This is a genomic window from Mesorhizobium sp. P2_E9 (genome assembly GCF_056403815.1).
This window is the reverse complement of record NZ_JBFUET010000027.1, coordinates 13,600-40,358: the sequence shown is the minus strand read 5'-3', so window position 1 is coordinate 40,358 and position 26,759 is coordinate 13,600. Positions and strand designations below refer to the sequence as shown.

24 protein-coding genes are annotated in these 26,759 nt (G+C 63.7%); 12 read left to right on the top strand and 12 right to left on the bottom strand.

Annotated elements, in window-relative coordinates; translation table 11 throughout:
* The first annotated feature begins 132 nt into the window (after positions 1-132).
* The 3 genes from AC1D05_RS33460 to AC1D05_RS33450 are packed head-to-tail and all read left to right on the top strand — an operon-like array spanning position 133 to position 3,893.
* Positions 133-1,611: a mannitol dehydrogenase family protein gene (locus AC1D05_RS33460; RefSeq protein ID WP_477446946.1), complete on the top strand. Its 1,479-nt coding sequence runs from the start codon at positions 133-135 to the stop codon at positions 1,609-1,611.
* A 15-nt stretch (positions 1,612-1,626) separates the two neighbouring features.
* Entirely contained in the window at positions 1,627-2,310 is a 684-nt protein-coding gene (locus AC1D05_RS33455) for an HAD-IA family hydrolase (protein ID WP_477446944.1), read from the top strand.
* On the top strand, positions 2,307-3,893 hold the full coding sequence (locus tag AC1D05_RS33450) for an FGGY-family carbohydrate kinase (protein ID WP_477446942.1): 1,587 nt from the start codon (positions 2,307-2,309) through the stop codon (positions 3,891-3,893). The genes AC1D05_RS33455 and AC1D05_RS33450 overlap by 4 nt, the downstream gene beginning before the upstream one ends.
* A gap of 9 nt (positions 3,894-3,902) precedes the next feature.
* Here the strand turns inward: AC1D05_RS33450 and AC1D05_RS33445 are convergent, their stop codons facing one another.
* The 6 genes from AC1D05_RS33445 to AC1D05_RS33420 all read right to left on the bottom strand — a co-directional run bounded on the left by AC1D05_RS33445 (position 3,903) and on the right by AC1D05_RS33420 (position 10,293).
* Positions 3,903-4,988: an ABC transporter ATP-binding protein gene (locus tag AC1D05_RS33445; RefSeq protein ID WP_477446940.1), complete on the bottom strand. Its 1,086-nt coding sequence runs from the start codon at positions 4,986-4,988 to the stop codon at positions 3,903-3,905.
* A 2-nt stretch (positions 4,989-4,990) separates the two neighbouring features.
* A complete protein-coding gene (locus AC1D05_RS33440) occupies positions 4,991-6,037 on the bottom strand; it encodes an NAD(P)-dependent alcohol dehydrogenase (protein WP_477446938.1) in 1,047 nt (348 codons plus the stop codon).
* A gap of 15 nt (positions 6,038-6,052) precedes the next feature.
* Positions 6,053-6,865 carry a carbohydrate ABC transporter permease gene (locus tag AC1D05_RS33435; RefSeq protein WP_477446936.1) on the bottom strand — a complete coding sequence of 271 codons (813 nt, stop codon included), beginning with the start codon at positions 6,863-6,865 and terminating at the stop codon, positions 6,053-6,055.
* The gene (locus AC1D05_RS33430) at positions 6,862-7,728 is read right to left on the bottom strand and encodes a carbohydrate ABC transporter permease (protein ID WP_477446934.1); all 867 of its coding nucleotides are present in this window, start codon (positions 7,726-7,728) and stop codon (positions 6,862-6,864) included. Before AC1D05_RS33430 ends, AC1D05_RS33435 begins: the two co-directional genes overlap by 4 nt.
* Positions 7,729-7,858: 130 nt before the next feature.
* Positions 7,859-9,133, bottom strand: a complete 1,275-nt coding sequence (locus AC1D05_RS33425) for an ABC transporter substrate-binding protein (protein ID WP_477446932.1) — start codon at positions 9,131-9,133, stop codon at positions 7,859-7,861.
* Positions 9,134-9,375: 242 nt separating this feature from the next.
* Entirely contained in the window at positions 9,376-10,293 is a 918-nt protein-coding gene (locus AC1D05_RS33420; protein ID WP_477446930.1) for an AraC family transcriptional regulator, read from the bottom strand.
* Between the two features lie 251 nt (positions 10,294-10,544).
* On the opposite strand from AC1D05_RS33420, the gene AC1D05_RS33415 reads away from it, so the two are divergent.
* Complete coding sequence (locus AC1D05_RS33415) at positions 10,545-11,948, top strand: MATE family efflux transporter (RefSeq protein ID WP_477446928.1); 1,404 nt, start codon at positions 10,545-10,547, stop codon at positions 11,946-11,948.
* Between the two features lie 124 nt (positions 11,949-12,072).
* Here the strand turns inward: AC1D05_RS33415 and AC1D05_RS33410 are convergent, their stop codons facing one another.
* From AC1D05_RS33410 to speB, 5 genes are all read right to left on the bottom strand, one after another.
* The gene (locus AC1D05_RS33410) at positions 12,073-12,507 is read right to left on the bottom strand and encodes an FKBP-type peptidyl-prolyl cis-trans isomerase (protein ID WP_477446926.1); all 435 of its coding nucleotides are present in this window, start codon (positions 12,505-12,507) and stop codon (positions 12,073-12,075) included.
* Between the two features lie 237 nt (positions 12,508-12,744).
* Positions 12,745-13,392 carry an amino acid ABC transporter permease gene (locus tag AC1D05_RS33405; RefSeq protein ID WP_477446924.1) on the bottom strand — a complete coding sequence of 216 codons (648 nt, stop codon included), beginning with the start codon at positions 13,390-13,392 and terminating at the stop codon, positions 12,745-12,747.
* Positions 13,389-14,045: an amino acid ABC transporter permease gene (locus AC1D05_RS33400; RefSeq protein ID WP_477446922.1), complete on the bottom strand. Its 657-nt coding sequence runs from the start codon at positions 14,043-14,045 to the stop codon at positions 13,389-13,391. Before AC1D05_RS33400 ends, AC1D05_RS33405 begins: the two co-directional genes overlap by 4 nt.
* Positions 14,046-14,051: 6 nt before the next feature.
* The gene (locus AC1D05_RS33395) at positions 14,052-14,861 is read right to left on the bottom strand and encodes a transporter substrate-binding domain-containing protein (RefSeq protein ID WP_477446920.1); all 810 of its coding nucleotides are present in this window, start codon (positions 14,859-14,861) and stop codon (positions 14,052-14,054) included.
* Positions 14,862-14,940: 79 nt separating this feature from the next.
* Positions 14,941-16,002 carry an agmatinase gene (gene speB / locus AC1D05_RS33390; protein ID WP_027040816.1) on the bottom strand — a complete coding sequence of 354 codons (1,062 nt, stop codon included), beginning with the start codon at positions 16,000-16,002 and terminating at the stop codon, positions 14,941-14,943.
* A gap of 208 nt (positions 16,003-16,210) precedes the next feature.
* Between speB and gcvA the strand changes: the two genes are divergently transcribed.
* The 8 genes from gcvA (at position 16,211) to AC1D05_RS33350 (ending at position 25,140) form a co-directional block, all read left to right on the top strand.
* Positions 16,211-17,185, top strand: a complete 975-nt coding sequence (gcvA, locus tag AC1D05_RS33385; RefSeq protein ID WP_477446918.1) for a transcriptional regulator GcvA — start codon at positions 16,211-16,213, stop codon at positions 17,183-17,185.
* Between the two features lie 135 nt (positions 17,186-17,320).
* Complete coding sequence (gene pncB / locus AC1D05_RS33380; protein ID WP_477446916.1) at positions 17,321-18,625, top strand: nicotinate phosphoribosyltransferase; 1,305 nt, start codon at positions 17,321-17,323, stop codon at positions 18,623-18,625.
* Between the two features lie 169 nt (positions 18,626-18,794).
* Positions 18,795-20,234 carry a hypothetical protein gene (locus AC1D05_RS33375; RefSeq protein WP_477446914.1) on the top strand — a complete coding sequence of 480 codons (1,440 nt, stop codon included), beginning with the start codon at positions 18,795-18,797 and terminating at the stop codon, positions 20,232-20,234.
* A gap of 154 nt (positions 20,235-20,388) precedes the next feature.
* A complete protein-coding gene (locus AC1D05_RS33370) occupies positions 20,389-21,693 on the top strand; it encodes an ABC transporter substrate-binding protein (protein WP_477446912.1) in 1,305 nt (434 codons plus the stop codon).
* A 159-nt stretch (positions 21,694-21,852) separates the two neighbouring features.
* Complete coding sequence (locus AC1D05_RS33365) at positions 21,853-22,734, top strand: branched-chain amino acid ABC transporter permease (protein ID WP_477446910.1); 882 nt, start codon at positions 21,853-21,855, stop codon at positions 22,732-22,734.
* Entirely contained in the window at positions 22,731-23,693 is a 963-nt protein-coding gene (locus AC1D05_RS33360; RefSeq protein WP_477446908.1) for a branched-chain amino acid ABC transporter permease, read from the top strand. The genes AC1D05_RS33365 and AC1D05_RS33360 overlap by 4 nt, the downstream gene beginning before the upstream one ends.
* Complete coding sequence (locus AC1D05_RS33355) at positions 23,690-24,415, top strand: ABC transporter ATP-binding protein (RefSeq protein ID WP_477446906.1); 726 nt, start codon at positions 23,690-23,692, stop codon at positions 24,413-24,415. The genes AC1D05_RS33360 and AC1D05_RS33355 overlap by 4 nt, the downstream gene beginning before the upstream one ends.
* Positions 24,412-25,140, top strand: a complete 729-nt coding sequence (locus AC1D05_RS33350; RefSeq protein ID WP_477446904.1) for an ABC transporter ATP-binding protein — start codon at positions 24,412-24,414, stop codon at positions 25,138-25,140. The genes AC1D05_RS33355 and AC1D05_RS33350 overlap by 4 nt, the downstream gene beginning before the upstream one ends.
* Here the strand turns inward: AC1D05_RS33350 and AC1D05_RS33345 are convergent, their stop codons facing one another.
* Positions 25,141-26,574: a sodium:proton antiporter gene (locus tag AC1D05_RS33345; RefSeq protein WP_477446902.1), complete on the bottom strand. Its 1,434-nt coding sequence runs from the start codon at positions 26,572-26,574 to the stop codon at positions 25,141-25,143.
* Between the last annotated feature and the right edge of the window lie 185 nt (positions 26,575-26,759).

Genomic DNA, 26,759 nt, shown 5'->3' with positions numbered 1-26,759 from the left:
CCTCCGCGAGAAGCAGAGGCCAACATCAGAGGCCGCATCGGCCTCGCAAGGCATATGCCGTCCCTTACCCTCTCCCACGAGGACGGGGAGAGGCGGAGTAACGAGGCCGAAGCCCGGCCAAAGGGTAAACAGATGACCGTCAAACTCTCTTCCGCCACTCTCGCCAACCTCCCCGCCAAGGTCGCCGGTCCGAAATATGACCGTGCCAAGCTCAGGGCTGGCATCGTGCATTTCGGCGTCGGCAATTTCCATCGCTCGCACCAGGCGGTCTATCTCGACGACCTCTTCAATTCAGGCATCGGCCATGACTGGGCGCTGGTCGGCGCCGGCGTGTTCGACGGCGAGAAGATCGGCCGCGGCAAGCTGGAGGAGCAGGACTGGCTGACCACGGTTGTCGAGCAGGATGACGGCCATATGAGCGCCCGTGTCACCGGCGCCATGATCGACTTCCTGATGCCGGGCGATGCGGCCGGCATCATCGAACGCCTGGCCGACCCGGCGATCAAGATCGTCTCATTGACCATCACCGAAGGCGGCTACTTCATCGACCCGGCGTCGGGCGTCTTCAATCCGGCACATCCCGACATTGTCGCCGACGCGCAGGCGGGCGCCACGCCGAAAACGGTGTTCGGCATCATCCTGGCCGGCCTGATGCGTCGCCGTGACGACGGCATCGTGCCGTTCACCGTGATGTCCTGCGACAACATCCCTCACAACGGCCATGTCACGTCGGATGGCGTCATTGGTCTGGCGCGGCTGATCGACGAGGATCTGGCGAACTGGGTCAGCGACCATGTCGCCTTTCCCAACGGCATGGTGGATCGCATTACGCCTGCCACCACCGACCGCGAGCGCGGCATCCTGGCCAAGGATTTTGGCGTCGAGGACAATTGGCCAGTGTTCTGCGAGCCGTTCCGGCAATGGGTGCTGGAAGACCATTTCACCGATGGCCGTCCGCCGCTGGAAAAGGTCGGCGTGCAGTTCGTCAGGGATGTCGCGCCCTACGAGTTGATGAAGATCCGCATCCTCAATGGCGGCCACGCCACCATCGCCTATCCGGCCGGGCTGATGGACATCCATTTCGTCCATGAGGCGATGCAGGAGCCGCTGGTGCGCGGCTTTCTCGACAAACTCGAGCATGACGAGATCATTCCGACGGTGCCGCCGGTGCCAGACACAGTGCTGGAGGATTATTATCAGCTCATCGAGAAGCGCTTCTCCAATCCCAAGATCGGCGACACCATCCGCCGGCTCTGTCTCGATGGCTCCAACCGCCAGCCGAAATTCATCATCCCGACCATCGCCGACCGCTTGAAGGCAGGGAAGAGTGTCGCCGGCCTGGCGCTGGAATCAGCGCTTTGGTGCCGCTACTGCTTCGGCACGTCAGACAGCGGCGCCGTCATCGAACCCAACGACCCTAGCTGGGCCCGGCTGCAGGCGACGGCAAAGGCGGCAAAGGACGCTCCGGCCGCCTGGCTCGCCATGGAGGACATCTATGGCGATGTCGGCCGGGCCACGGCGTTCGTCGAGGCCTTCGGCCATGCGCTCAACGTGTTGTGGGCGAACGGCGCGCGCGCCACGCTGACGCGCTACATTGCCGGCAAGCTCTGAGAGCTATCAGCCATCATGACGCCTGAACTGGTCATCTTCGACTGCGATGGCGTGCTGGTCGACAGCGAAGCGCTCTCCGTCTCGGCGCTGCTCGGCATGATCGAACTTGCGGGCGGCAGCGTCGGCGAGGACGCCGCCTACGAGCATTTCCTCGGCAAGAGCATGAAAAGCGTGCGCGAGATCCTCGGCCGCGACTTCGGCCTGGAGATCACCGATCAGCATCTGGCCGCTATGCGTGTCGATCTGATGCGAAAGTTCCGTGAGGAGCTGAAGCCGATCGCCGGCGTCAAGGAGATGTTGCCGAAGCTCGGCCTGCCGTTCTGTGTCGCCTCGTCCGGTACGCTGGAACGCATCCGCTATGCGCTCGACGTCACCGGCCTGCTCGGACTGATGGAGCCGCATCTGTTCAGCGCCGCCATGGTGGCCAAGGGAAAGCCGGCGCCGGACCTTTTTCTGCACGCGGCCGCCACCATGCGGGCGCATCCGCGCAAATGCCTCGTCATCGAGGACAGTCCGGCCGGCGTCGCGGCCGCCCGCGCGGCAGGCATGCGCGTCTTTGCCTTCACCGGCGGCTCGCATGCCGGCAACCCCGCACTGAAAGCGCGGCTTGCGTCGACCGAACCGGACTTTATATTCGCTGACATGCTGCAATTGCCCGATCTGATTGCAGGCCTGGGAGCGAGAGTTAGAGCATCTTGACGAAACAGTTTGTTTGCGCGGTCGATGTCGGCACCGGGAGCGCTCGCGCGGGCATTCTCGACGCCAGTGGTAGCTTGCTCGGCCGTGCCGATCGGCCGATCGCCATGAATCAGCCAAGGCCCGATCACGCGGAGCATGATTCGCGCGATATATGGTCGGCGGTCTGCATCGCAGTACGTGCCGCCCGTGAAAAAGCTGGCGTGGCGGCGCAAGATATTGTCGGCATCTCGTTTGATGCCACCTGTTCGCTGGTGGTGCGCGACCGGCAGGGCGATCAGCTCAGCGTCTCGACCTCGGGCGACAAGCGCTGGGACACCATCGTCTGGCTCGACCACCGCGCCATAGCCGAAGCCGACGAATGCACGGCGAGCAGCCATGAGGTGCTCAACTACATTGGCGGGGTCATGTCACCGGAGATGGCGACGCCGAAGCTGATGTGGCTGAAGCGCAATCTGCCGCAGACATGGAATGAAGCCGGCTACCTATTCGACCTGACCGATTTCCTGACCTGGCAGGCGACCGGCTCGCTGGCCCGCTCGCAATGCACGTTGACCGCCAAATGGACTTATCTCGCGCATGAAGACGCCGCCTGGCAGCGCGATTTCTTCGAAATCGTCGGTCTCGACGACCTTTTCGAGCACGGCAATTTGCCGGAGCGGGCCAGTCCGGTCGGCGCCGACATTGGTCCGCTGACGGCGCAAGCGGCTGCGGAACTCGGCTTGACGGAAAACTGCCGGGTCGGCGCCGGGGTCATCGATGCCTATGCCGGCGCGCTCGGCGTGCTCGGCGGCTTTGCCGGCGACGAGCAGGACATCGGCCGGCATCTGGCGTTGATCGCCGGAACCTCGAGCTGCGTCATGGCGATGTCGCCGGATCCGCAGCCCTTCGCCGGCGTCTGGGGACCCTACTACGGCGCGGCGCTGCCGAAGCTGTGGCTGTCGGAAGGCGGCCAGTCGGCTACCGGCGCCCTGCTCGACCACATCATCCGCTGGCACGGCGCCGGCGGCGAGCCGGACGCCGCCATGCATGCCAAAATCGCCGGGCGTGTCGCCGAACTGCGCGCCACCGAGGGTGAGAACCTCGCCGCTCGCCTGCATGTGCTGCCTGACTTTCACGGCAACCGCTCGCCGCTTGCCGACCCGCATGCCGTTGGCGTCGTCAGCGGGCTGACGCTGGATTCCTCCTTCGACAGCCTGTGCAAGCTCTATTGGCGCACCGCCGTCGGCATCGCGCTCGGCGTGCGCCATGTGCTGGAGGCGCTGAACGAGAACGGCTATCTGATCGACACGCTGCACGTCACCGGCGGCCACACCAAGAACCCGCTGCTGATGGAGCTCTACGCCGACGCCACCGGCTGCACAGTGGTCGAGCCGCTGGCCGATGAGGCGGTACTGCTCGGCACCGGCATGGTGGCGGCCACCGCCGCCGGGCTCTTCCCCGATCTCAACGCCGCCTGCCTTGCCATGCAGCAGGGCGGCAAGAGGCGCGCCGCCAACCCGGCCGCCGGCGCGCGCTTCGATCGCGACTACCGGATATTCCTGGAGATGCACCGCCAGCGGCAGGCACTCGACGCGATCCGGTAGTTTTTTGCGTTATTGCTTGCGCAGCGACGCGCCTGACGTCGCATCGAACAAATGGATGCTTTCCTCCTCGAACGTATAGCGGACGGGGGCGTTTAGCATCGGGCATTCGCGTGCCGGAACCAGCGCACTGACCTCCTTGCCACCGGAGCCGAATGTCACCAGCGCATCATTGCCGTGGAATTCGATGAGATCGGCGGTGCCTTGCAGGATGCTCGCGGCACCGGCGACGGCTGTCTTCAGGTCCGGTGGCCTGATGCCCAGCACGGCGCGATGGCCTGCCTCGAGATGAAAGCCCGAGCCGTCTATCGAAAGCACAGTTCCGGCGCCGGTCAATGTCCAGCCGTTGCCAGCCCGACTGACCGTGACCTCGACAAAATTCATGTTCGGCGTGCCGATGAAGCCGGCCACGAACATGTTGCCGGGCCGACGGTAGATTTCCGCCGGCGAGCCGATCTGCTCGATGACGCCCTCCTTGAGCAGCACGATGCGGTCGGCAAGCGTCATCGCCTCCAGCTGGTCATGGGTGACGTAGACGGTGGTGGTCTTCAGCGACTGGTGCAAACGCGCGATCTCGACGCGCATATGGTTGCGCAGCTTGGCGTCGAGATTGGACAGCGGCTCGTCGAACAGGAACACTTTGGGCGTCTTGATCATCGCCCGCGCGATCGCCACGCGCTGCTGCTGGCCACCGGAAAGCTCGGCCGGCTTGCGGCCGAGATAGGGCTCCAGTCCGAGCGTCCCCGACACCGCTTCGACCCGCTTGCGGATCTCGGCCGCCGGCACCTTCTGGCGCCGCAGCCCGAAAGCGATGTTGTCGAAGATCGTCATGTGCGGATAGAGCGCGTAGTTCTGGAACACCATGGCGATGCCGCGGTCGCCCGGATCGAGATCGTTGACCACCTTGCCGCCGATCGAGACCTCGCCGCCGCTGATGTCCTCCAGCCCCGCCAGCATGCGCAGCAAGGTTGACTTGCCACAGCCGGACGGGCCGAGGAACACGACGAATTCGTGTTCCTCTATGCTGAGGTTGAGATCGCGGATGACTGACGTGGCGCCATAGGCCTTGTCGACATGGGAGCAAACGATCGCGGACATGATTATCCCTTCTCGCCGGTCAGCAGAATCTGCAGCTTGACGTCTTCCGGCTTGCCTTGAGCAGCCCGCTCGAATGCCTTGATGCTGTCGGCGAAATCATAGGTCCCGGTGATCAGCGGCTTGAGGTCGACCTTGCCGGAAGCGATCAGCTGCAAGGCGCGGTCGAAGATGTTGGCGTAGCGGAACACCGTCTCGATGCGCACCTCCTTCGAGATCGCCGCCGGCACGTTGAGGACCACCGGCTCCACCGGCAGCCCGACCAGGACCACCGCGCCGCCCGGCCGCACGACATCGAACAGATTGGCGAAGGCCCTGGGGCTGCCGCTGGCCTCGAAGACAATGTCGGCACCCCAATTGTCAGTCGCGGTCGCAACGGCATCGGCCAGCGACTGCTCGCCGATATTGACCGGCACGATGCCGGCATATTGCGCGGCGATCTTCAGCTTGGGCGCGGAAAAATCGGAGATCAGCACTTTCGAACAGCCGCCGGCAAGGGCGGCAAGCGCGATCATGATGCCGATCGGCCCGCAGCCGACGACGACGGCGACATCGCCAGGCACGATGCGGGCGCGGCTTGCCGCCTGCATGCCGATGGCGAAGGGCTCGACCATGGCGCCTTCGGCGAAAGAGACATTGTCCGGCAGTTTGTAGGTGAAGGCGGCCGGGTGCACGGCGTAAGGCGCGAGCACACCATGCACCGGCGGTGTCGCCCAGAAGCTGACGTCAGGGTCGACATTGTAAATGCCGAGCTTTGTCGCGCGCGACGACAGGTTCGGCACGCCCGGCTCCATGCAGACTCGGTCACCGACCTTGAACGTCTCGACATTGGCGCCGGTCTCTACAACGATTCCCGCGGCCTCGTGCCCGAGCACCATCGGCGCGCGCACGACATAGCTGCCGATGGCGCCATGCGTGTAATAATGCACGTCGCTGCCGCAGACGCCGACCGTGTGGATGGCGATCTTGACATCGTCCGGTCCGACATCGAGCGGCAACGCGATCTCTCGCAGCGACAGTTCGCCTTTTTTCTCAAGCACCAGTGCCCGCATCGTATCGTCCTCGCTTCAAGTCTTTTTCTGCCGGAAAACGGAATTCAGGAAGCCGCTGAGCACGCCGAGAAACAAAAGCGGCGGCAGCGACAACAGCACGACCGAGGCATTGAGGATGCCCCAGGGCACGTTCATGCCTTGCTGGGACAGTTCCGAGGCGACGATCGGCAAGGTCTTGGCGTTGGAGCTGGACAGCATCAGCGCGATCAGGAACTCGTTCCAGACCAGCACGAAGCTGAAGGCGACCGCGCCGATCAAAGAGCGCGCCGCGACCGGCAGCGCGATCCTCCAGAACACCGAATAGGCGCCGTAGCCATCGACGAGGGCGGCCTCCTCGACCTCCTTGGGCACGGCCTGGAAGGCGGGAATGGCGAGCCACATGATCACCGAGATGGTGAGCAGAGAATAGGTGATGATCAGCGCCGGCAAAGTGTCGTAGAGGCCGACCTGCAGCCAGATCACCATCAGCGGGATGGCCACCGCCACCGGCGGCAGGAAGCGCAGCGACAGGACGAAGAACTGGATGTCACCGGCCCAGCGGTTGGGATAGCGCGCCACGGCGTATGCTGCGGGCAAGCCGAGCACGACACCGATCAACACTGCCGAGCCACAAGCGACGACCGAGTTGTAGAGCCCGGTGAGCACGCTGTCGCGGCCGATAATATAGCTGATGTTGGCCAATGTCGGCGTGAACACCAGGCGGGGAACGCGGGTGATGATGTCGACATTGTTCTTCAGCGCATTGAGCGCCGTCCAGAGCAGCGGAAACACCGCCATGAAGCCGGCAAATGCCAGCACGATCCTGCCGATCAGGCGCCCCGGCCTCATGCCTGCACCCGCTTCCACAGCATGGTGAAGGTGATGACGGTGGCGATCATCATCAGCACGGCCATGGCCGAGGCGTAGGACACCTTGCCGGACTCGATGAAGCCTTGCGAGAAGGCGTACATGTCGAGCGTCTCGGTGGCCACGCCCGGTCCGCCGCGGGTCATGACATAGATCAGGTCAAAGGAACGCAGCGATTCAATCATCTTGACGAACATCAGGCTGATCAGCGGCGCCTTCAGCATCGGCAAGGTCACGTAGGCGTGGATCTGCCAGCGTTTGGCATGGTCGAGCCGCGCCGCCTCGATCGGCTGCGGCGGCAGGGTTTCCAAGAGCTTCAGCACGATGACGGCGAAGAACAGCCCCCATTGCCAGACATCGACCGAAGCGACGGCAAGCAATGCCGTCGCCGGCTTCGACAGCGGATCGAAGATCAGCCCGCCGGTCAGTAATCGGTACGGGTAGGTGGCGATGCCGTAGAGCGGGTGGTAGGCGAATTTCCAGACGAAAGCCGCCGAGACGCGCGGCAACAGCACCGGGATGATGAACAGCAGGCAGTAGACATTGCGCAGCCGTGGCGACGCGACCTCAAACATCAGCACGCCGAGCCCGATCGCCACCACCATGGTCGCGATGACGGTGACGAACTCCCACTTCACCGACACCCAGACGGCATTGAGAAAACGGCGGTCGAGAAACAGATCGACGAAGTTCGACAGCCAGACCCAGGAATAATCGGGCGTGCTCAACTCGCGATTCTGCAAGGCGATGACAATGGCGTAGAGCGTCGGCACCATCGACAGCACCAGAAGGATGGCGATGGTCGGAACGACGAAGGTGACAGGGAGCGACGTGCGTCGGGCCATTGGCATCTATCCTCGCTTGCGTGTCGATCGTGTCGTCATGATTTCCTCGTCGGGCAAAGTCCCCGCGGCGCGCAGGTCCCGGCATTGCAGGCAATGCCGCGAACCGCGCGCCACGGGCGGGAGGATGGCTCTATTTCTTCTTCGCCAGCTCGGTGGCGTAGGCCTCGAGCTCGTTGAGACCGCCCTTTATATCGGTGCGGGTGCCGGTGACCAGTTCCTCGAGGATGATGCCCCAGCGGTCGCCGAGATCCGGCCAGCGCGGATCCTGCCAGAAGTTCACCGCCGTGACCTTGCCGGTTTCGGCCAGCGCCTGGCCGAGATCGGCGCCGTAGATGTCGGCGAATTCCTTGCTGGAGAGGATGCTGGTGCGGTTCAGCTCGCCGAACTGATGGGCGTCGAGCCGGCGCTTCTCGTTTTCCTTCGATGTTGCCCAGGCGATGAACAGGCCGGCGCATTTCTTCGAAGCATCGTCGGCATTGGCTTTCGCCGCGATGGCGAGGCCGTGGCCGTAGCCGCCGCCGGTGAGCGGCGCCGGCGGCGGCAGGAAGCCGATCTTGCCGACCACCTGCGAGGTCTTCGGGTCGACCGCCATGCCCGACAGCGGCGTCGATTCGACGAGGATCGCGACCTGGCCCGACAGGAAGGCGCCGGTCGATTCATCCCAGCTGCCGGTCTGCGTGCCGGGAGCAGAATCCTTGAACAGCTTCAGATAGGTCTCGGTCGCCTTGACGGCCGCTTCCGAATTGAAGGCTGGCTTGTCGCCGTCGAACCACTTGCCACCATAGGCCTTGAAGAAGGGCATCCAGCGCCAGACATTGGCGCCCGAACCGCGTGCGCCACGCAGCGCGATGCCGTACATGCCCTTGTCCGCATTGGTCAGCTTCGGCACGTCGGCGATCAGCTCGTCCAGCGTCTTGGGCGGCTGGATGCCGGCGGCCTCGAGCACATCCTTGCGATAGACCATCAGGTCGCCGCCGCCGGTCAGCGGCGCGAACCAGACCTTGCCGTCATAGGTCGCGACCTTCTGGCGGCCGGGATCGAAGTCGGCATAATCATAGTCAGCCGGATAATAATCGGTCAGCGGCACGATCCATTTCGACGAGGCGAACAAAGCGACATTGGCTTCGTCGACATAGTAGACGTTGTAATTGCCGACGGTGGACGCATCGGCGCGCGATTTGGCCCGGCGGTCGTTTTCGTTGAGATAGTCGATCTGGAAGCTGGCGCCGGAGAGCTTCTGGAACTCGGCCTTGGAGTCCTCCAGAAGCGTCAGGCCGTCACGTGGCTGCGCCAGCACCTTGACTGGCGCCGAGCAGACCGGCGCCTGCGCCAGCGCGATGGTTGAAACGGTAGCGGAAAGCACGAAAGCTGCGCCAAGGCTGGCAGCGAGCCTAACTGGTTTCATGATCTTTTCTCCTCCAGGAATATTTCGCAGGAAGCGCGCGTCCTCGGGTTATGCGATCCTCACCATCGCCCGAGTGACATGCCACCCATCGCCAAAATGCGGAGTTGCGATGAGCCAAGCTAGAAGCCCCGTTGCAGCAAACCTGTACTTTTATGCATTGTGCAGCGCAAAATGCGGCACCTCGTGACGATGTCTTTCACACGAGTATCGATCCTACCTAAGCCGTTGATTTTAGGCCGCGCTTAAGTGCGCAGCGTCAGCCGCTGGCGCGACAGTTTGCGATAGGAGGACGGCGTCATCTTGTGCTTGCGCAGGAAAGCGCGGTTGAAGTTGGAAATGTTCATGTAGCCGACCTGGAAACAGATGTCGGTGATCGCAACATCGGTGTCGGCCAGCAGCTTGCAGGCCTGCCAGAGCCGAAGCTTGGCGAGGTGGTCGCTGAAGGAGTTGCCGGTGTTCTTCTGGAAGAAACGCGAGAATGTGCTCTCGGTCATTCCGGCAAGTTCGGCCACGTCAGGCAGCTTCAGATCCTCGGCGAAATGCTGGAACAGATAGGTCAGCGTGCGCTGGATGATGTCGAGCGAGGCGGCGTCGAGAGCCGGCGAGAAATCCGGCGACGACAAGAGCTCGTATTCGTCGGTCCTGGCCAGGAGGTCGACCAGTTCGAGGAACAGGCAGAGCCGAGCGAGCCCATGCACCGTTCCCATCCGCTCCATCAGTTCGGCGCCTTCCAGCGCCGTGCTGCCATGAAAGACGATGCCGCGCAGCGACCGCTCGAGGAACGGCTCCAATTCGCGCAATTCCGGCAGCAGGCCCGCCGAGCCGCGCAGCCGCTGCGCATCGAATTGCAGGACGATGTCGCGGCCCTCGATCAGTTCGCCCGGCTGCACCGCCGTCACCCAGTCGTGCGGCAGCCCACCGCCGACGATGGAGAGATAGCCCGGGCCGAATTCGCCGATATGGTCGCCGACCAGGGCCACGCCGGAGGATTTCCGCAGCAGATGGATTTCGTACTCCGGATGGAAGTTCCAGACATTGCGTTCCCAGGGATAGTCGTCGAGCCGCCACAGAAAACTGTCGCTCGCCTCGGTGACGATATGTTCGAAGGCCGGCGCCGTGCGCGGGATCGCGGCCGGGTTTTTTCGCTGTCTGAACGCCATCCACTCCTCCCGGCGGGTTCGCCGGCTGCCGATCTCCAAGGTAATCCGTAACAGCCCACGGCCGGCAAGGGAACGAGACAAAGGCACCCCTGGAATGGCGCTGGCTCAATCGGTGCCTGCTCCTCCTCCCTTGCCTTCATGTCGCGTTTCGTCCAAAAGCTGACGCAAACGCTGCGAAACCGAAGGTTTTGCCGTTTGACATGCGGCTTCCGGCGCTTTGCCGACGTGCCGTATCTGGAAAGAGCGGAACAATGTCTGCGATCGAAGCCGGCGCTCGCGCGCCGGAAAATCTTTGGCGTCAGGAAATCAGGGCGACGCTGGCGCTGGCTTGGCCGATGGTGCTGACCAATCTCGGCCAGACCGCGATGACGGCCACCGACGTCATGATGATGGGTCGGCTCGGAGCGGATACACTGGCCAGCGGCGCGCTTGGCGCCAACCTCTATTTCATGCCGCTGATCTTCGGCCTTGGCCTGATGCTGGCGACCTCGCCGATGATCGCGACCGAGCTTGGCCGCCGCCGCTATTCCGTGCGCGATTTGCGCCGCACCGTGCGCCAAGGCCTGTGGCTGGCGATCCTGATCTCGATCCCGATCTGGCTCGTGCTCTGGCATGGCGAGGCGATCCTGCTGGCCATGGGCCAGGAGCCGGCGCTGGCGCATCAGGCCGGCGTCTATCTGCGCTGGCTCGAATGGGCGGTGCTGCCCTTCTACGGCTATATCGTGCTGCGCTCGTTCATTTCGGCGCTGGAACGGCCGGGCTGGGCGCTGGTCATCGTCTTCGTCGCCGTCGCCTGCAACGTCTTCTTCAACTGGGTGTTCATGTTCGGCAATCTCGGTGTCCCCGCCATGGGCATCTCCGGCTCGGGCCTGGCCACCTCGCTGTCCAGCACGCTGATGTTCGTCGGCATGGCCGTCGTAGTGATGCTGGAAAAGAAGTTCCGGCGCTATCATCTGTTCGGCCGCTTCTGGCGGTCCGACTGGCCGCGCTTCAAGGGGCTGCTGCGGCTTGGCTTGCCGATCGCCGGCATTCTGGCTTTCGAGGTGACGATCTTCAACGCGGCGGCCTTGCTGATGGGCCTGATCGATGCGGATTCGCTCGCCGCGCACGCCATCGCCATCCAGATCGCCTCGATCTCCTTCATGGTGCCGCTCGGCCTCAACCAGGCGGTGACGGTGCGCGTCGGTCTTGCGCATGGCGCCGGCAATCCGGAAGGCGTGTCGCGTGCCGGCTGGACGGCTTTCGTCATCGGCGTGTCATTCATGGCGCTGATGGGGCTGGTGATGATCCTGTGGCCGCATCCGCTGATCAGCGCCTTCATCGACCTCGACAATCCGGCCAATGCCAGGGTGATCGCGCTTGCCGTGTCGTTCCTGGTGTTTGCAGCACTTTTCCAGGTCTTCGACGGCGCGCAGGCGGTTGCCGCCGGCATGCTGCGCGGCCTGCACGACACCAAGGTGCCGATGATCTATGCCGCGATCGGCTATTGGGGCGTCGGCCTGCCGCTCGGCGTGCTGCTCGCCTTCCATTTCGGCTTCCACGGCGTCGGCATCTGGATGGGCCTGTCGACAGGGCTGGCCGTGGTAGCGGCCCTGCTTCTGGGGCGCTGGCTGCGGCGGGATCGCATCGCACCGCCGCTCGCCTTCGGGCATTGAACCAGACGGCCGCCAGTTGTCCGACGGCCGTCTGTCCCAACCCGCTATTTTGTGCCTGGCCAGCCGGTGACCCGAACTTTCAGCCGTGACTCAGCTCAGCCATAATTCAGCGTTGACGCTGGAACTACGCCGCCTGAACGATCTCGACCAGTTCAACGTCGAACACCAGATCCTTTCCGGCCAAGGGATGATTGCCGTCGAGCTTGACGCTGGCGTCGTCCACGCCGACGACTGTTACCGGCATCGGGCGCCCGTCGCGGGTTTTGGCCTGCAATCGAGTGCCGACATCAACGTTGATGTTACTTGGCACGGCGGCGCGGTCGATGGTCACAACCGCTTCGGGGCGATGGGGGCCGTAGGCGTCGTCGGCGGGAACGGTGACGGTGCTTCTCGCGCCGACCTCCATGCCCTCGACATAGGTTTCAAGGCCGGGGATCACCTGTCCCTCACCCAGTGTGATTTGCAGCGGTTCACTGCCGGAAGAATCGAATTGAGTGCCGTCGGCCAGACGTCCGGTATAGTTGATGCGAACGATGTCGCCATTCTTGGCCTGTGTCATAACAGCCATCCTTTCGGGAGTTTTTTGGCGGACCGGCCCAGAGTTCACGGTCCTGTTCTCGATCATCCACACACAGAGATGCGCGGCGCGAAACCTTAAAACTAGGTACCCGACCGCAGATGTAAAGCGCTGGAGCTGCCTACTGGTTTTCCCATATGTGCCTTCGGCCGGCCAAGCCAATACCGAAATCACTCAGTGTCGTCGCCGCCGATGCCGGTCAACACAACATGTCGTGGCTCAGTGCGCCGAGGCGCGCTTCTCGAGCGAACGGGCATATTGCGTCAGGGGAAAGCACATCACGAAGAAGATCAGCGCCACCAGCCCGTAGACCTTGAACGGTTCGAAGGTGGCGTTGTTGATGGCGTTGGAGGTCCGCACCAGTTCCTCGAAGCCGATGATCGAGGTCAGCGCCGTCGACTTGATCAGCTGCACCAGGAAGCCGACCGTCGGCGCGCGGGTGATCGAGAAGGCTTGCGGCAGGATGATCAGCCTGAGTTCCTGGAGATAGTGCAGGCCGAGACTGGCGCCGGCGTCCCACTGGCCCAATGGCAGCGCGTCGACGCCCGAGCGCCAGATCTCGGCGAGATAGGCGCTGGCGAAGAAGGTCAGGCCGAGCACCGCCGCGGTCCAGGGTTCGATGCGCAGGCCGAGCATCGGCAGGCCGAAGAACATCAGGAAGAGCTGCATCAGCAGCGGCGTTCCCTGAAACAGGGCGATATAGCCGGAGGCGATGCGCCGGCTCCATTTATTCTTGGATATCCTCAGGAATAGCACCGCCATTCCGACTGCCGCGCCGCCGACGAAGGCGGCCAGCGACAGCAGCACCGTCCAGCGGGCGGCGAGCAGAAGGTTGCGCACGATGTCCCATAAGGTGAATTCGATCATGACACGCCAGCTCCCAAGGCGCGGCGTCCGCCGGTGACCAGAACCCGGCGCAAGGCCATGGACAGAGCGAGGTAGACCAGCGTCACGACGAAATAGGTCTCGAAGGAGCGGAAGGTGCGTGCCTGCAGCATGTCGGCCTCATAGGTCAGCTCGCGCACAGCGATCTGCGAGACCACGGCCGACTCCAGCATCATGATGACGATCTGGCTGGTGAGCGCCGGATAGATGATCTTGAGCGCCTGCGGCAGCACGATCTTGATGAACACCTGGCGGGGCCTCAAGCCGAGCGCCAGGGCGGCTTCCGTCTGCCCGCCCGGCACGGCGTCAAGGCCGGCGCCGACGATCTCGATCGTATAGGCCGCCATGTTGAGCGTCATCGCCAGCATGGCGGCCAGGATCGGGTCGAGCCTGATGCCGAGGCTCGGCAGGCCGAAGAAGATGAAGAACAACTGCACCAGGAACGGCGTGTTGCGCATCACCTCGACATACCAGGCGATGGCCCGCTTGAGCAGCAGGGGGCCGTTTCGCCGCCCGGCAGCGCCGAGGATGCTGAGCAGCGTCCCCGCCAGCGTGGTGACGGCGATCAGCAGGATCGTCGTCACCGCGCCGTGCGCGATGTCGCCCAGAGCACCCGGGAGCCAGGCAAAGGCCACGGAAACTCAATCCTTGAGGTTGTCGGGGTTGAGCGGCGTCTTCAGCCAGGCCTTCGAGCTTTCGTCCAGCTTGCCGTCGGCCAGCATCTTGGCGATGGCGTCATTGACCGCCTTCTTCAACCCGTCCTCATTCTTGTTGAGGCCGATATGCGACGGCGAGGTCAGCAGCTGGAATTTCTGCTCCGGCTTCAGCGCGTCCTGCTTGGCCAGCACCTGGGCGCCGACATCGTTGCCGACGACCATCAGCTGGGTCTGGCCGGAGATGAAGGCCTGGATGACCGAATTGTAGTTGTCGAAGCGCTTGATGTCGGCCGATGCGGGTGCGGCCTCGGTGAGCGAGGTGTCCTCGAGCGTGCCGCGATTGACGGCGATCGACTTGTCGGCAAGGTCTTCCTTGCCTTTGACCGTCATTGCGGCCGGCCCGATCACCGCGATGTAGTAGGGCGCGTAGGCGGCGGCGAAGTCGATGACCTGCTCGCGCTCCTTCGAGTAGCCGACGCTCATCAGAATGTCGACGCGATGGTCGTTGAGATAGGGGATGCGGTTCTGGCCGGTGACGGCGACCGGATTGAGCTTCACCTTGAGCGTGTCGGCGATGTACTGCGCGACATCCATGTCATAGCCCTTGAGGCTCATATCGGCGCTGGCCGAGGAGAAGGGCGGGAAGTCGGCGAAGACGCCGACATTGATGGTGCCGGCCTTGGTGATGTCAGCCAGCGCGTCGGCATTGGCAGCCTGCGTGGCGATACCGAAACCGACGGCGCCCAGCACCAGGACGGCGGCAATGCATGATTTGAGTGTTTTTTGGATTGTCATCGTTATTCCCCTTCTGGAAGCTTTGATTGTTTGAGTCGGCCGCCGGCTCCAGCGCGGCGGCCGCCTTTTCTGTTAGATGTCAGGCTCCCTTGCCGGTGATGGCCGGACTGAACACCATCAGGCTCAGGATCTCGAACAGCACCTGGGCGCCAGCGTGCGCCGTGTTGGTGGTGGCGTCGTATTGCGGCGCCACCTCGACGACGTCGCCGCCGACGATGTTGAGGCCTTTAAGGCCGCGCAGCAGCTCAAGCACTTCGCGCGTCGTCAGACCGCCGACTTCCGGTGTGCCGGTGCCCGGCGCAAAAGCCGGATCGACGCTGTCGATGTCGAAGGACACATAGGTCGGGCCGTCGCCGACGATCTTGCGCGCCTTCTCGATGATGGCGGGGATGCCGAGCCCGGTTACCTCTTCGGCGTGGACCACGGTCATCCCTGACTCGTAGGTGAACTCCCACAAATATTCGGCCGAGCCGCGAATGCCGATCTGGATGGTGCGGGTGGGGTCGAGCACACCGTCCAGCACCGCGTTGCGGAACGGGCCGCCGTGGTGGAATTTGGTCATGTCGAACAGGCCGCTGGTGTCGCAATGGGCGTCGATGTGGATCAGGCCAACCGGGGCCTTCTTGCCGACGGCCTTCAGGATCGGATGGCTGATCGAATGGTCGCCGCCGACCGACAATGGAATGACGCCGGCATCGACGATCTGGTTGGTGCGGCGCTCGATATCCTCATGGCTGATCTCCAGCCGGTAGCGGCTGCGGAACGGCGTGTCACCGATGTCGGCCACCCGAAGCTCATGCGTCGGGGCGCATTCCAGCACGTGATTGTAGGGGCCGATGCGCTCGATGGCGCGCAGCGCCCTCGGCCCGAAGCGCGAGCCCGGCCGGTTGGTGACGCCGAGGTCCATCGGCACGCCGATGATGGCCACCTGAAGATCACCGAAATCCGGATTCTCGGCGGCGATTTCGCGGTAGGGCGCGGCGAGGAAGGTCGGGATGCCGGAATAGGGCGCCAGCCTGGTGCCGCTCTTGGAAAAGATCTTGTCGGCAACCTTGCGGAATTTCGGGTCAAACATCTCGCCGCCATGGCTCTCGCCATACTTGCGACGCAACGCGTCGAGCTTGCCGCGATCGTAACCCATGTCCGTCCTCCTGGCTGAAGCAGTGCGACCGTTGGCGACCTCGAGCGAACTGACCGTCATCCGGCCGGGTCGCTGTCCCGCTGGCTGCCTGCAGATTTCACGTCTTGATGCTTGTTCCGAGCTGAAGTGTCCGGCAGCCGCATTGAAAAATCAATTGATATTGTTACGGTGTTTTCTGTGAGAAAATCTCACAAAGAAGTGGAGTATCATGGCCAAGCGCCTGCCACCCCTGAACCCGCTGCGCGCCTTCGAGGCAACGGCGCGCCATGGCTCGCTGACCAAGGCGGCTGGTGAGTTGAATGTCACGCATGGCGCCATCAGCCACCAGATCAAGGCGCTGGAGCAGTCGCTCGGTGTCAAGCTGTTCGAGCGTGTCGGCCAACGGGTCAAACTGACACCGCATGGTGCCGAACTCTTGCCTGCGGTCTCGACAGCCTTCGACGGCATCGCCGCCGCCACGCAGCGGCTGACGCGGCCGGCCAGCAGCGGCGCGCTGTCGGTGTCCTGCGTGCCGGCATTGCTGCTTTTGTGGATGACGCCGAGGCTAGGCAGCTTCACCGCGCAATATCCCGACATCCAGCTGACCCTCATCCCCTCCAACGATCCCAGGGATATCCGCGCGCCGCAGATCGATGTCTGCGTGCACTATGGCAATGGCAGCTGGACCGATTGCTGGATGCGCAAATGGTCGGGTCTCGAACTGTTCCCCGTGGTCAGCCCGACCTTGATCAACAACCGGCCGATCCGCAGCGTTCGCGATCTCGCCGATCATGTCTTCCTGCATGGCGATGACGGTCGCGAATGGCACACCTGGCTGGCGACCGCCGATGCACTGGATCTCGAGCGCGGCCGCCGCCATTATCTGGGCGACGCACGCATGGCGACCGAGGCCGCGGTGCACGGCCATGGCGTGGCGCTGGGCGATTCCGTCACGGCAAGCGCGCTGCTGGCCAGGGGCATGCTGGTCGCGCCGTTCAGCCTGTCGGTGCCGGCGGTCGATGAGTTCTACATCGTCTGCCGCAACGAAATGCGCACGACGCCAATCGTACAGGTGTTCATCGACTGGCTGTTCGCCGAGAAGGCCGGCGATGACGGCCGCGCCGACGCTCCGGTCGCCGGCCGCATCATCAGCCGCCGCAAGCGTCCGCAACTCAAGGTCATCGGCGCCAAGACCGCGGGCTGAGACCGCAAGCTCATGGTCATATGCAGGCCGTTCTTTTTGTCGGGCCAGCCTGAAAGCGGGCAGCGTTTTGGCCAATTCGATGCTATGAGGCCTGTCGCGATTGTGGGTGGCAGGCAGCGAAGGCGGTAACCAGACATGGCAAAGACCGATATTGCGCGGCGCGTCTACAACCACACCTGGAAGCTCGACCCGATCGTGCGCAGCCTGCTCGACACGGATTTCTACAAGCTTTTGATGCTGCAGATGATCTGGGGCATGTACCCCAAGGTGGACACCACCTTCTCGCTGATCAACCGCACCACTTCGGTGCGGCTGGCCGACGAGATCGACGAGGGCGAGCTGCGCGAACAGCTCGACCATGCCCGCACCTTGCGCTTCTCCAAGAAGGAGATGATCTGGCTGGGCGGTAACAATTTCTATGGCCGCAAGCAGATCTTCGAGCCGGAATTCCTGGCCTGGCTGGAAGGCTTCCGGCTGCCCGACTACGAGCTGTCCAAGCGCGACGGCCAGTATGAGCTGACCTTCAGCGGGCCATGGATGTACACCACGCTGTGGGAAATCCCGGCGCTCGCCATCATCAACGAACTCCGGTCCCGCGCGGCCATGCGGGCCTTTGGACCGTTCGCGCTCGATGTGCTCTATGCCCGCGCCAAGGCCAAGATGTGGGCCAAGACCGAGCGGCTGAAGGCATTGCCCGGCATCCGCATATCGGATTTCGGCACACGCCGGCGCCATTCCTTCCTGTGGCAGCGCTGGTGCGTCGAAGCGCTGAAGGAAGGCATTGGCGAAGCTTTCACCGGCACCTCCAACGTGCTTTTGGCCATGGACAACGACCTCGAAGCGCTCGGCACCAACGCGCACGAACTGCCGATGGTGTTTGCGGCACTGGCCAACTCGGAGAAGGAGCTGATGCAGTCGCCCTACAAGGTGCTGCAGGACTGGCAGCGCTATTATGGCGGCAATTTGCTGATCGTGCTGCCCGACGCTTTCGGCACCGCCTCCTTCCTGCGTGACGCGCCGGACTGGGTCGCCGACTGGACTGGCTTCCGCCCCGACAGCGCACCGCCGATCGAGGGCGGCGAAAAAATCCTGTCCTGGTGGCGCGAAAAGGGCAAGGACCCCAAGCAGAAGCTGCTGATCTTCTCCGACGGGCTCGAGGTGGAAACCATCGAGGAGACCTACCGCCACTTCAAGGGCAAGGTGCGCATGTCCTTCGGCTGGGGCACCAACCTCACCAATGATTTCGAAGGCTGCGCGCCGATCGAAACCAACAGCCTCGACGCCATATCGCTGGTCTGCAAGGTGACGGAAGCCAATGGCAGGCCGGCGGTCAAGCTCTCCGACAACCCGGCCAAGGCGACGGGGGATGAGAAAGAGATCGAGCGGTATCTCAGGATTTTTGGGCAAAAGGATCGCGTGGAGCAACTGGTCAAGGTGTGAGGTGATGGGGCTCTCGGATAGGTCGAGTTCCTTCGCGCCCCCCTCTGTCCTGCCGGACATCTCCCCCACGAGGGGGGAGATTGGCCGTCATCGACACCTTTGCCAATTTTCAACGTCGCAAGAAAGGCGCCGATCGAGCAAGCAGCCGATCTCCCCCCTCGTGGGGGAGATGTCCGGCAGGACAGAGGGGGGCGCCGTAGAGCGCCATCGTACGTCGTTGGCCTTGCTACTTGCGGCCCTATGGATCGTCTCGCCCACCCCCGCCTTCGCCCACGCCTCCGACCGTGGCCATGTCCTCCTTCTCCCGACCGGCTATTATCTCATCGGTGGCGCGTTCGCCGTAGCCGTCAGCTTCCTCGTCCTAGCGCTGCTGCCGCCTGCGGCGCTCGACAAATTCTGGCGCCGGCGCCTGCCGCTCTTCGCCTTCGGCGACAGCGCCCGCACGGCCATCAGCTTGATATCCTTTGCCGGCTTTGTAATTCTCATTGCCGCCGGCCTATGCGGCAGCCGCGACCCGCTCTCCAACCCGCTGCCGCTGGTGATCTGGACCCTGTTGTGGGCCGGCCTCACGCTGCTCCAAGGCGTCTTCGGCGATCTGTGGTCCTGGCTCAACCCTTGGTATGGGCCGTGGCGCCTCTTCTCACGCCTGCTCGGCACAAACGATGCGGGACCATGGCGCCTTCCCCGCTGGCTCGGCTGCTGGCCGGCAGTCATCCTGTTCTTCGCCTTCGCCTGGTTCGAGCTGATCGATCCGGCGCCCGACGACCCTGCACGCCTTGCATGGGCCGCCGGCCTCTACTGGCTGTTCTCTTTCCTCGCCATGCTGGTGTTCGGTTATCCCCAGTGGAGCCGCAGCAGCGAGTTCCTGACGATCTTCTTCGCGATGGTGGCGCGTTTCGCGCCGGTCGAGCGCGATAAGGAAGGACGACTTGCGCTGTGCTGGCCGAGCGCCAAGCTGCTGGCGGCAGAGCCGTTGCCGCCCAGCGGCGTGGCCTTCCTGCTGCTGGCCCTGTCCTCGGTCTCCTTTGACGGCCTGTCGAAAACCTTCTTCTGGCTCGGCCTGTTCGGCGTCAATCCGCTTGAATTCCCCGGCCGCACCGCTGTGATCGGCAGCGGCACTTTCGGGCTCGTTCTGACGTTGGTTCTGCTGGCGGCGGTGTTCCTTCTCGCCGTCATCCTCGGTCAGCGTCTTGCCGGTAGCGGTCCGCCACTCGGCCAGGCAGCCGGTCTGCTGGTCTGGTCGATCGTGCCGATCGCGCTCGCCTATCATGTCGCGCACTATCTGACGGCGCTGCTGGTCGACGGCCAATATGCGGCAGCCTCCCTGTCAGACCCGTTCGCGCTGGGCTGGAATCTGTTCGGTACAGCCGACATCCAGGTTGAGGCTGGCATCGTCGCCGGCGCGGAGTCCGCCTGGTGGCTGTGGAATATCCAGGCCGGCGCCATCATCCTGGGCCACGTGCTCGCCGTCCTCGTCGCCCACGGCTTTGCCTGGCGCCTGCATCCGCAGCCCGCCCGTGCCGCGATCAGCCAGTTTCCGCTCACGCTGCTGATGATCGCCTATACGGTGTTCGGCCTCTGGTTGCTTGCCACACCGACCGCCGGATGAGAAAAGGGCGGCCCCGATGTCGTTGGGGAAAGCTCGCTTGCCACATCGAGTCTTTGGTGATTTAGTTTGTACACATGCAATTTTTTGCCTTCTCTGAGCGAGGAGGCCGAAGCCGCCTTATCGTTGGTCAAGACTGAAAAACAGGGGAACGAACATGGCTGACAAGAACGGATTTTTCGATCTCTCCAAGACTGCCCTTACCCGCCGCACCGCGCTGAAAGGGCTGGCCGCCGGCGCCGGCCTTGCTGTCGCCCCAGGTTTCGTCCGCTACTCGCAGGCGCAGAGCTCGGCGCCGATCAAGATCGGCTTCCAGTCGCACCGGACCGGCATCGGCGCCGCCTATGGCCGCTGGTACGAGAAGACCACCGCTGCCGCGGTCAAGGCGATCAACGCCGCCGGCGGCATCAATGGCCGGCAGGTCGAGGTCATCATTGAGGATGACGGCACCGACCCCGGCCGCGGCGCCGAAGTGGTCGGCAAGTTCGCCACCCAGCACAAGACCGACATCGTCTTCGGCACGCTGTTCTCACATGTCGTCATCGGCTCGGCGCCCGCCGCCGGCGAAAACAAGATGCCTTATTTCGTCGTCAGCGAAGGCCACCATGTCGCCTCGACCAAGCTCAACCGCTACGTCTTCCAGCCCGGCATCACCGACGTGAAGAGCCAGATCCAGTCGATGGCGCCGTGGATCGCGGCCAATGCCGGCAAGAAGGTGACGCAGATCTTCCCCGATTTCGCCTTCGGCTACGACCACCGCGACTACCTGCCGCCGGCACTGAAGGCGCAGGGCGCCGAGGTCATCGCGCAGATCGCGATCCCGCCGACGGAATCGTCCTTCACCAAGTATTTCCCGCAGATCCCGCCCGAGACCGAGGTGATCTACCATGTCATGGTCGGTCCGGCGGTGCTCACCTTCGTCAAGGAGCTCGGCGAGTTCTACGGCTCCAACCGGCCGCAGCTGTTCGGCTTCATCGATTCACTCGAAGCCACCGACATCAACAGCCCCGGGCTGGAATTTTTGGACGGCAGCCATTTCTGGGAAGGCTCGCCGCGCTACGCGCAGGCCGATGACAGCGAGGCGCAGAAAGCCTATCGCGCTGCTGTCGGCATCGACGACAATGGTGCCGCTGTCGGCGATCCCAAGGACGTCTCCACCGCCGCGCACATGTTCGGCTGCTGGGAAACGCTCTACGTCGTCAAGAAGGCGATGGAGGACGCCGGCTACAAGGGTCCGGAAGACCGCGCCAAGCTGGTCGAGGCGACCGAAGCGCTGACCGCCTTCGCCGAGGGCCCGGAGCATCCGCAAGGCGCGAAGACCTTCAACGGCAAGATCCACCAGTGCTTTGGCATCCAGAACATATCCAAGGTCGAAGGCGGCAAGCTGAAGGTGGTGCACAAGACCAAGATCGAGGACGGGCTTTACGAGGCCGAGGGGGATTATACGACGCAGGCGCTGTGAGGCCTCACCCTCCCCCTTGTGGGGAGGGTCGGCGAACAGGCTTCGCATCTTGCGAAGCCTGTGAGACGGGGTGGGGGCTGCGACGGCCCATGCCCCACCCCCCACCCGACCGCTTCGCGGTCACCCTCCCCACGAGGGGGAGGGTAAGGGCGCCCCTGAATGCACTTCGGACCGCATCTCCTCCTTGCCGCCCTCGAAGGCCTCGTCACCTCAGCCGTGCTGGCGCTGACGGCGCTTGGGTTGTCGCTGGTGTTCGGCGTGATGCGGGTGGTCAATGTCGCGCACGGCGAGTTCTTCATGCTGGGTGCCGTGCTCGCCTGGGCGATCACCACAGCAATCGGCGGCCATCCGGCGCTCGGCTTCCTGGCGGCGCTGGTGATTGCACCCTTGATCGTCGGCGCCATTGCGCTGGTCGCCGAGCGGCTGGTGTTGCGCCGGCTCAACTACAATCCGGAAGCCACCATCGTTGCCACCATCGGCATGCTTTACATCATCCAGCAGCTGGCGCTGACGTTCTATGGTCCCGAGGCGCGGCCCGTCGAGCCACCCTTCAACTACCGCATCCTTTTGCCGTGGTTCGGCTATTCCGGCTACAAGCTGTCGATCATAGCCGCATCCGCGCTTCTCTTGATCGCGACATGGCTGGTGCTGACGCGCACCAGGATCGGCCTCGTCATGCGCGCCACACAGTATGACAGCGAGACCGCGCAGGCCTTCGGCATCCCTGTCGGCCGCGTCTATGGCGGCGTCTTCGCGCTTGGCGCCATGCTGGCGGCTATAGCCGCGGTGCTGATCGTGCCGATCAGCCAGGCGCATTATCTGATGGGGCAGGATCCGCTGCTGCTCTCCTTCATCGTCGTCATCATTGGCGGCCTCGGCTCGCTACGCGGCACCGTCGTCGCCGCGGTGCTCATCGGCATGTCCGACGGCATCATCTCGATGTTCTTCTCGCCGACGCTGGCCAAGATCATCGCCACGCTGTTGGTCGCCATGGTGCTGGTGTTCCGGCCGCAAGGCCTGTTCGGGACACAGGCTCGATGAGCGAAGCTTCGCCGGCAAAGGCCTATCTGCTCCATCTCGGCGTCATCGCGCTGCTCTTCGTGCTGAGCTTCCTGCTGCCGGACTACTATCATGGCCTGCTTGCCCGCATCATGGTGCTGGCGGTGTTCGCCATGGGCTACAACATGCTGTTCGGCTATGTCGGCCTGCTCAGCCTCGGCCATGCCATGTTCTTCGGCGCCGGGCTCTATGGCGCCGGCCTTGCCATCATCCAGCTCGGCTGGAACGTGCCGGCGGCATTCGCCGCTGGAATTGCCTGCGGCGCAGTGCTGGCGCTGCTGATCGGCCTCCTGGCGCTGCGCACCACGGGTGTCGCCTTCATGATCGTCACCATGATGTTCGCGCAGGTGTTTTATCTCCTCATCCTCTACTTCGCGACCTGGACCGGCGGCGATCAGGGGCAGGTGGTGCCGCAGCCGGCGCGCGTTCTCACTTTCGGTGCGACCTCACTCGACCTCACCAATCCGACCGTGCGCTACATGAGCGCGTTGGCGCTGTTCTCGCTCGTGCTGCTGATCACCCTGGTCATCGTTCGCTCCCGTTATGGCCGCGTGCTGGTCGCCATTCGTGAGAATGAGGAGCGGACGAAGATGCTGGGCTACGACACCTTCTCCAACAAGCTCATCGCCGTCGTCGTCTCCGGCACGATCTGCGCGGCCTCGGGCGCGGCCTATGCGCTGCTGTTCGGCTATGTCGGCTCGAGCTTTGCCTCGGTGCAATATTCGATCCTGCCGCTTCTCTGGGTCTTGCTCGGCGGTGCTGCCACAACGCTGGGACCGCTCATCGGCACCGTCTTCATGTACTATGTCATCGACGTCACCAGCGGCTACACCTCGGCCTACCTGCTGATCGTCGGCGTTGCCCTGATCCTGCTGGTGCTGTTTTTCCCCAAAGGCATTCTGGGCAGCATTCGCCAGCGCTGGCTCGGGTGGCTGCCATGACGCCGCTTTTGACCACCAAGGGCCTGTCGCGCAATTTTGGCGGCCTGCGCGCCGTCGACGGTGTCGATTTCACCTTGATGCCGGGAGAGATCCGCGCCGTGATCGGCCCCAACGGGGCGGGGAAGACCACCTTCGTCAGCCTGGTCAGCGGCCGCATCCAGCCCTCTTCGGGCGCGATCGTCTTCGACGGCGCCGACATCACCGGCCTGCCGGCCTATATCAGGGTGCGCCAGGGCATCGCCTACACCTTCCAGATCACCAGCGTCTTCGCCAATCTCAGCGCCTACGACAATGTCGCGCTGCCGGTGCAGCGGACGCTGAGCGATGGCCGCTCGAAAGGCGCGGTCAGGGCCGGCGTCATGGCGGCACTCGAACGCACCGGCCTGGGCGACCGCGCTCATATGCCGGCCGGGCAATTGTCCTATGGCCACCAGCGCCTGCTGGAAGTGGCGATGGGGCTGGCGCTGAAGCCACGCCTGCTGATCCTCGACGAGCCGACGCAAGGGCTGGCCGACTCTGAGATCGACAATTTCATCACCCTGGTGCGCGAGATCGCGAAGAACGCCACCGTGCTCCTGATCGAACACAACATGCCTGTCGTCATGCAACTTGCCGACCGCATCACCGTCTTCAATGCCGGCAGGATCCTGGCTGAAGGCACGCCGGAGGCGATCCGCGACAACGCGGCGGTGCAGGAAGCCTATTTGGGGACCGCCCCATGATTGAAACAAGGACGACCGAGGCTCAAGCGCTCACCATCTCGGGGCTCGACTGCTTCTATGGCGAGGTCCAGGTGCTGTACGGCCTCGACCTCGTGCTGAACAAGGGCGAGGTGCTGTGCCTGTTCGGCCGCAACGGCGCGGGCAAGACGACGACGCTGAAGGCGATCATGGGACTGGTTCCCTCAAGTGCCGGCTCGATCAAGCTCGCCGGCCAGGAATTGACCGGGCTGCCGGCACACGAAGTGCCGAAGGCCGGCGTCGCCTATGTGCCGCAGGGCAGGCGGCTGTTTGCCGAGATGACGGTGGCGGAAAACATCGAGATCGGGCTTATGGCGCGCGGCAAGGGCAAGGCCGTGCGGGAAAACGTCCTCGACCTCTTCCCATTGCTGCGCCAGCGGCTGCGGCAGCGCTCGGGTACATTGTCGGGCGGCGAGCAGCAGATGCTGGCCATGGCGCGCGCGCTCTGCCTCGAGCCGCAGGTGCTTTTGCTCGACGAGCCGACGGAAGGGCTGATGCCGTCGATGATCGCAAAAATCCGCGAGACGGTGGCGAAACTGCGCGACATGGGCGTCTCGACCATTCTGGTGGAGCAACGCGTCGACGCGGTGCTGTCGGTAGCCGACCGCGTTTCGTTCATCGAGAACGGCCGCGACCGCGAGACTGTGGATGTCGAGGAGCTGCGTGCCGATCCGTCGGCGGTGCGCCGCTATGTCGGTGTCGGTTGATCAGCCAAAGAACAGAAAGCCGGCGATCAGGAATGTCGGAATCAGCACCAGGCCGGACCACAGCATGTAGCCGAAGAAGTCCGGCATCTTCACGCCGCGATGCCGGGCGATGGCATAGACCATGAAGTTGGGCGCATTGCCGATATAGGTGTTGGCGCCCATGAACACCGCACCTGCGGATATCGCAGCAAGCGTCGAGGCGAACTCGCTCATCAGATGGTGGGCATCGCCGCCGGCAAGCTCGAAGAACACCAGATAGGTCGGCGCATTGTCGAGGAAGGACGACAACGCCCCGGTCAGCCAGAAATAGGCGAGATCGTTGGGCTGGCCCGAGGGAGAACTGACAAGGGACACCAGCGGCGCCAGCGCCCCCTCATGGCTTGCCCGGAGGATGGCGATGACCGGCACGATGCAGATGAAGATGCCGGCAAACAATTTCGCCACCTCTGCTATCGGACCCCAGTTGAAGCCGTTCGCTTCGCGGTGGCTCTTGTATGAAAGGGGGAGCGACAGCAAGGCCAGCGCCAGGATGATGGCGTCGCGCACCAGGTTCTGCAGTTCGAGGCCGACGCCGAACACGGAAAAGCTCACGCCGGGCTTCCAGGCAGCCGACAGCAGGATCGCGCCGATGACGCCGGCCAGCAGCGGAAGATTGGCCAGGCCGCGCAGGCGCACCTTCGAATCCGGCGTCGGATCCTTGATCTTCGGCGCGCCCGCCTCACGCCGGTGCAGGATGATGTCGATTGCCAGGAACACCGCCAGCACGACACCGCCGACAAACAGCGTCTCGCCCCAGAGGTTGGCGGTCGTCCAGAAGAAATCGACGCCGCGCAGGAAGCCGACGAACAGCGGCGGGTCGCCGAGCGGTGTCAGCGAGCCACCGATGTTGGAAACCAGGAAAATGAAGAAGATGACGACATGGGCGTTGAACGGCCTGTTGTCGTTGGCGCGCAGGATCGGCCGGATCAGGATCATTGAGGCGCCGGTGGTGCCGATCACCGAGGCCAGCATCGCGCCGGCGAGCAGCAGCCCGGCATTGACCAGCGGCGTGCCGTGGATGTTGCCGGCAAGCAGGATGCCACCTGAAATCGTGTAGAGAGCGAACAGCAGGATGATGAAGGACATGTATTCGGTGAGCAGCGCATGCAGCACCGCCTCGGTCGCCGAGGGGACACCGAAGGCAAGCGCTAACGGCACGATCACCAGCGCCGCCCAAAGGGCTGCGATCTTGCCGTAATGATGCTCCCAGACATGGTGGAACAGCAGCGGCCCAGTGGCGATCGACAGCAGCAGGCCGGCAAAAGGCAGCGCCCACCACAGCGACATCGAGGCGCCGGGCAGCCCGTGTTCCTCTGCCGCGAAGGCCTGTGCTGGAAACAGAATGGCGAGAGCGATTGCGATCAAGGCGCTCGCGTATAGGAAAAGCCCCCTCATCCGGCCGCTTCGCGGCCACCTTTGCCGGGGCGAGTCGCGGGCCTCGCCCGTCCTTCGGACCCCCGGTGGAGAGAAGAGGACAGCGCCAGCGCTGGTAAGCTCCTCTCCCCTCGGGGAGAGGTCGGATTGCCCCGAATTGCTCTTCGCGATTCGGTTGGCAATCCGGGTGAGGGGGTTCTTTCCCA

What these genes read in the sequence shown, in the direction of transcription:
- AC1D05_RS33460 (WP_477446946.1), top strand. Translation starts at nt 133, where the DNA reads ATGACCGTCAAACTCTCTTCCGCCACTCTCGCCAACCTCCCCGCCAAG.
- AC1D05_RS33455 (WP_477446944.1), top strand. Translation starts at nt 1,627, where the DNA reads ATGACGCCTGAACTGGTCATCTTCGACTGCGATGGCGTGCTGGTCGAC.
- AC1D05_RS33445 (WP_477446940.1), bottom strand. Translation starts at nt 4,988, where the DNA reads ATGTCCGCGATCGTTTGCTCCCATGTCGACAAGGCCTATGGCGCCACG.
- AC1D05_RS33440 (WP_477446938.1), bottom strand. Translation starts at nt 6,037, where the DNA reads ATGCGGGCACTGGTGCTTGAGAAAAAAGGCGAACTGTCGCTGCGAGAG.
- AC1D05_RS33435 (WP_477446936.1), bottom strand. Translation starts at nt 6,865, where the DNA reads ATGAGGCCGGGGCGCCTGATCGGCAGGATCGTGCTGGCATTTGCCGGC.
- AC1D05_RS33430 (WP_477446934.1), bottom strand. Translation starts at nt 7,728, where the DNA reads ATGGCCCGACGCACGTCGCTCCCTGTCACCTTCGTCGTTCCGACCATC.
- AC1D05_RS33425 (WP_477446932.1), bottom strand. Translation starts at nt 9,133, where the DNA reads ATGAAACCAGTTAGGCTCGCTGCCAGCCTTGGCGCAGCTTTCGTGCTT.
- AC1D05_RS33420 (WP_477446930.1), bottom strand. Translation starts at nt 10,293, where the DNA reads ATGGCGTTCAGACAGCGAAAAAACCCGGCCGCGATCCCGCGCACGGCG.
- AC1D05_RS33415 (WP_477446928.1), top strand. Translation starts at nt 10,545, where the DNA reads ATGTCTGCGATCGAAGCCGGCGCTCGCGCGCCGGAAAATCTTTGGCGT.
- AC1D05_RS33410 (WP_477446926.1), bottom strand. Translation starts at nt 12,507, where the DNA reads ATGACACAGGCCAAGAATGGCGACATCGTTCGCATCAACTATACCGGA.
- AC1D05_RS33405 (WP_477446924.1), bottom strand. Translation starts at nt 13,392, where the DNA reads ATGATCGAATTCACCTTATGGGACATCGTGCGCAACCTTCTGCTCGCC.
- AC1D05_RS33395 (WP_477446920.1), bottom strand. Translation starts at nt 14,861, where the DNA reads ATGACAATCCAAAAAACACTCAAATCATGCATTGCCGCCGTCCTGGTG.
- speB (WP_027040816.1), bottom strand. Translation starts at nt 16,002, where the DNA reads ATGGGTTACGATCGCGGCAAGCTCGACGCGTTGCGTCGCAAGTATGGC.
- gcvA (WP_477446918.1), top strand. Translation starts at nt 16,211, where the DNA reads ATGGCCAAGCGCCTGCCACCCCTGAACCCGCTGCGCGCCTTCGAGGCA.
- pncB (WP_477446916.1), top strand. Translation starts at nt 17,321, where the DNA reads ATGGCAAAGACCGATATTGCGCGGCGCGTCTACAACCACACCTGGAAG.
- AC1D05_RS33375 (WP_477446914.1), top strand. Translation starts at nt 18,795, where the DNA reads ATGTCCGGCAGGACAGAGGGGGGCGCCGTAGAGCGCCATCGTACGTCG.
- AC1D05_RS33370 (WP_477446912.1), top strand. Translation starts at nt 20,389, where the DNA reads ATGGCTGACAAGAACGGATTTTTCGATCTCTCCAAGACTGCCCTTACC.
- AC1D05_RS33365 (WP_477446910.1), top strand. Translation starts at nt 21,853, where the DNA reads ATGCACTTCGGACCGCATCTCCTCCTTGCCGCCCTCGAAGGCCTCGTC.
- AC1D05_RS33360 (WP_477446908.1), top strand. Translation starts at nt 22,731, where the DNA reads ATGAGCGAAGCTTCGCCGGCAAAGGCCTATCTGCTCCATCTCGGCGTC.
- AC1D05_RS33355 (WP_477446906.1), top strand. Translation starts at nt 23,690, where the DNA reads ATGACGCCGCTTTTGACCACCAAGGGCCTGTCGCGCAATTTTGGCGGC.
- AC1D05_RS33350 (WP_477446904.1), top strand. Translation starts at nt 24,412, where the DNA reads ATGATTGAAACAAGGACGACCGAGGCTCAAGCGCTCACCATCTCGGGG.
- AC1D05_RS33345 (WP_477446902.1), bottom strand. Translation starts at nt 26,574, where the DNA reads ATGAGGGGGCTTTTCCTATACGCGAGCGCCTTGATCGCAATCGCTCTC.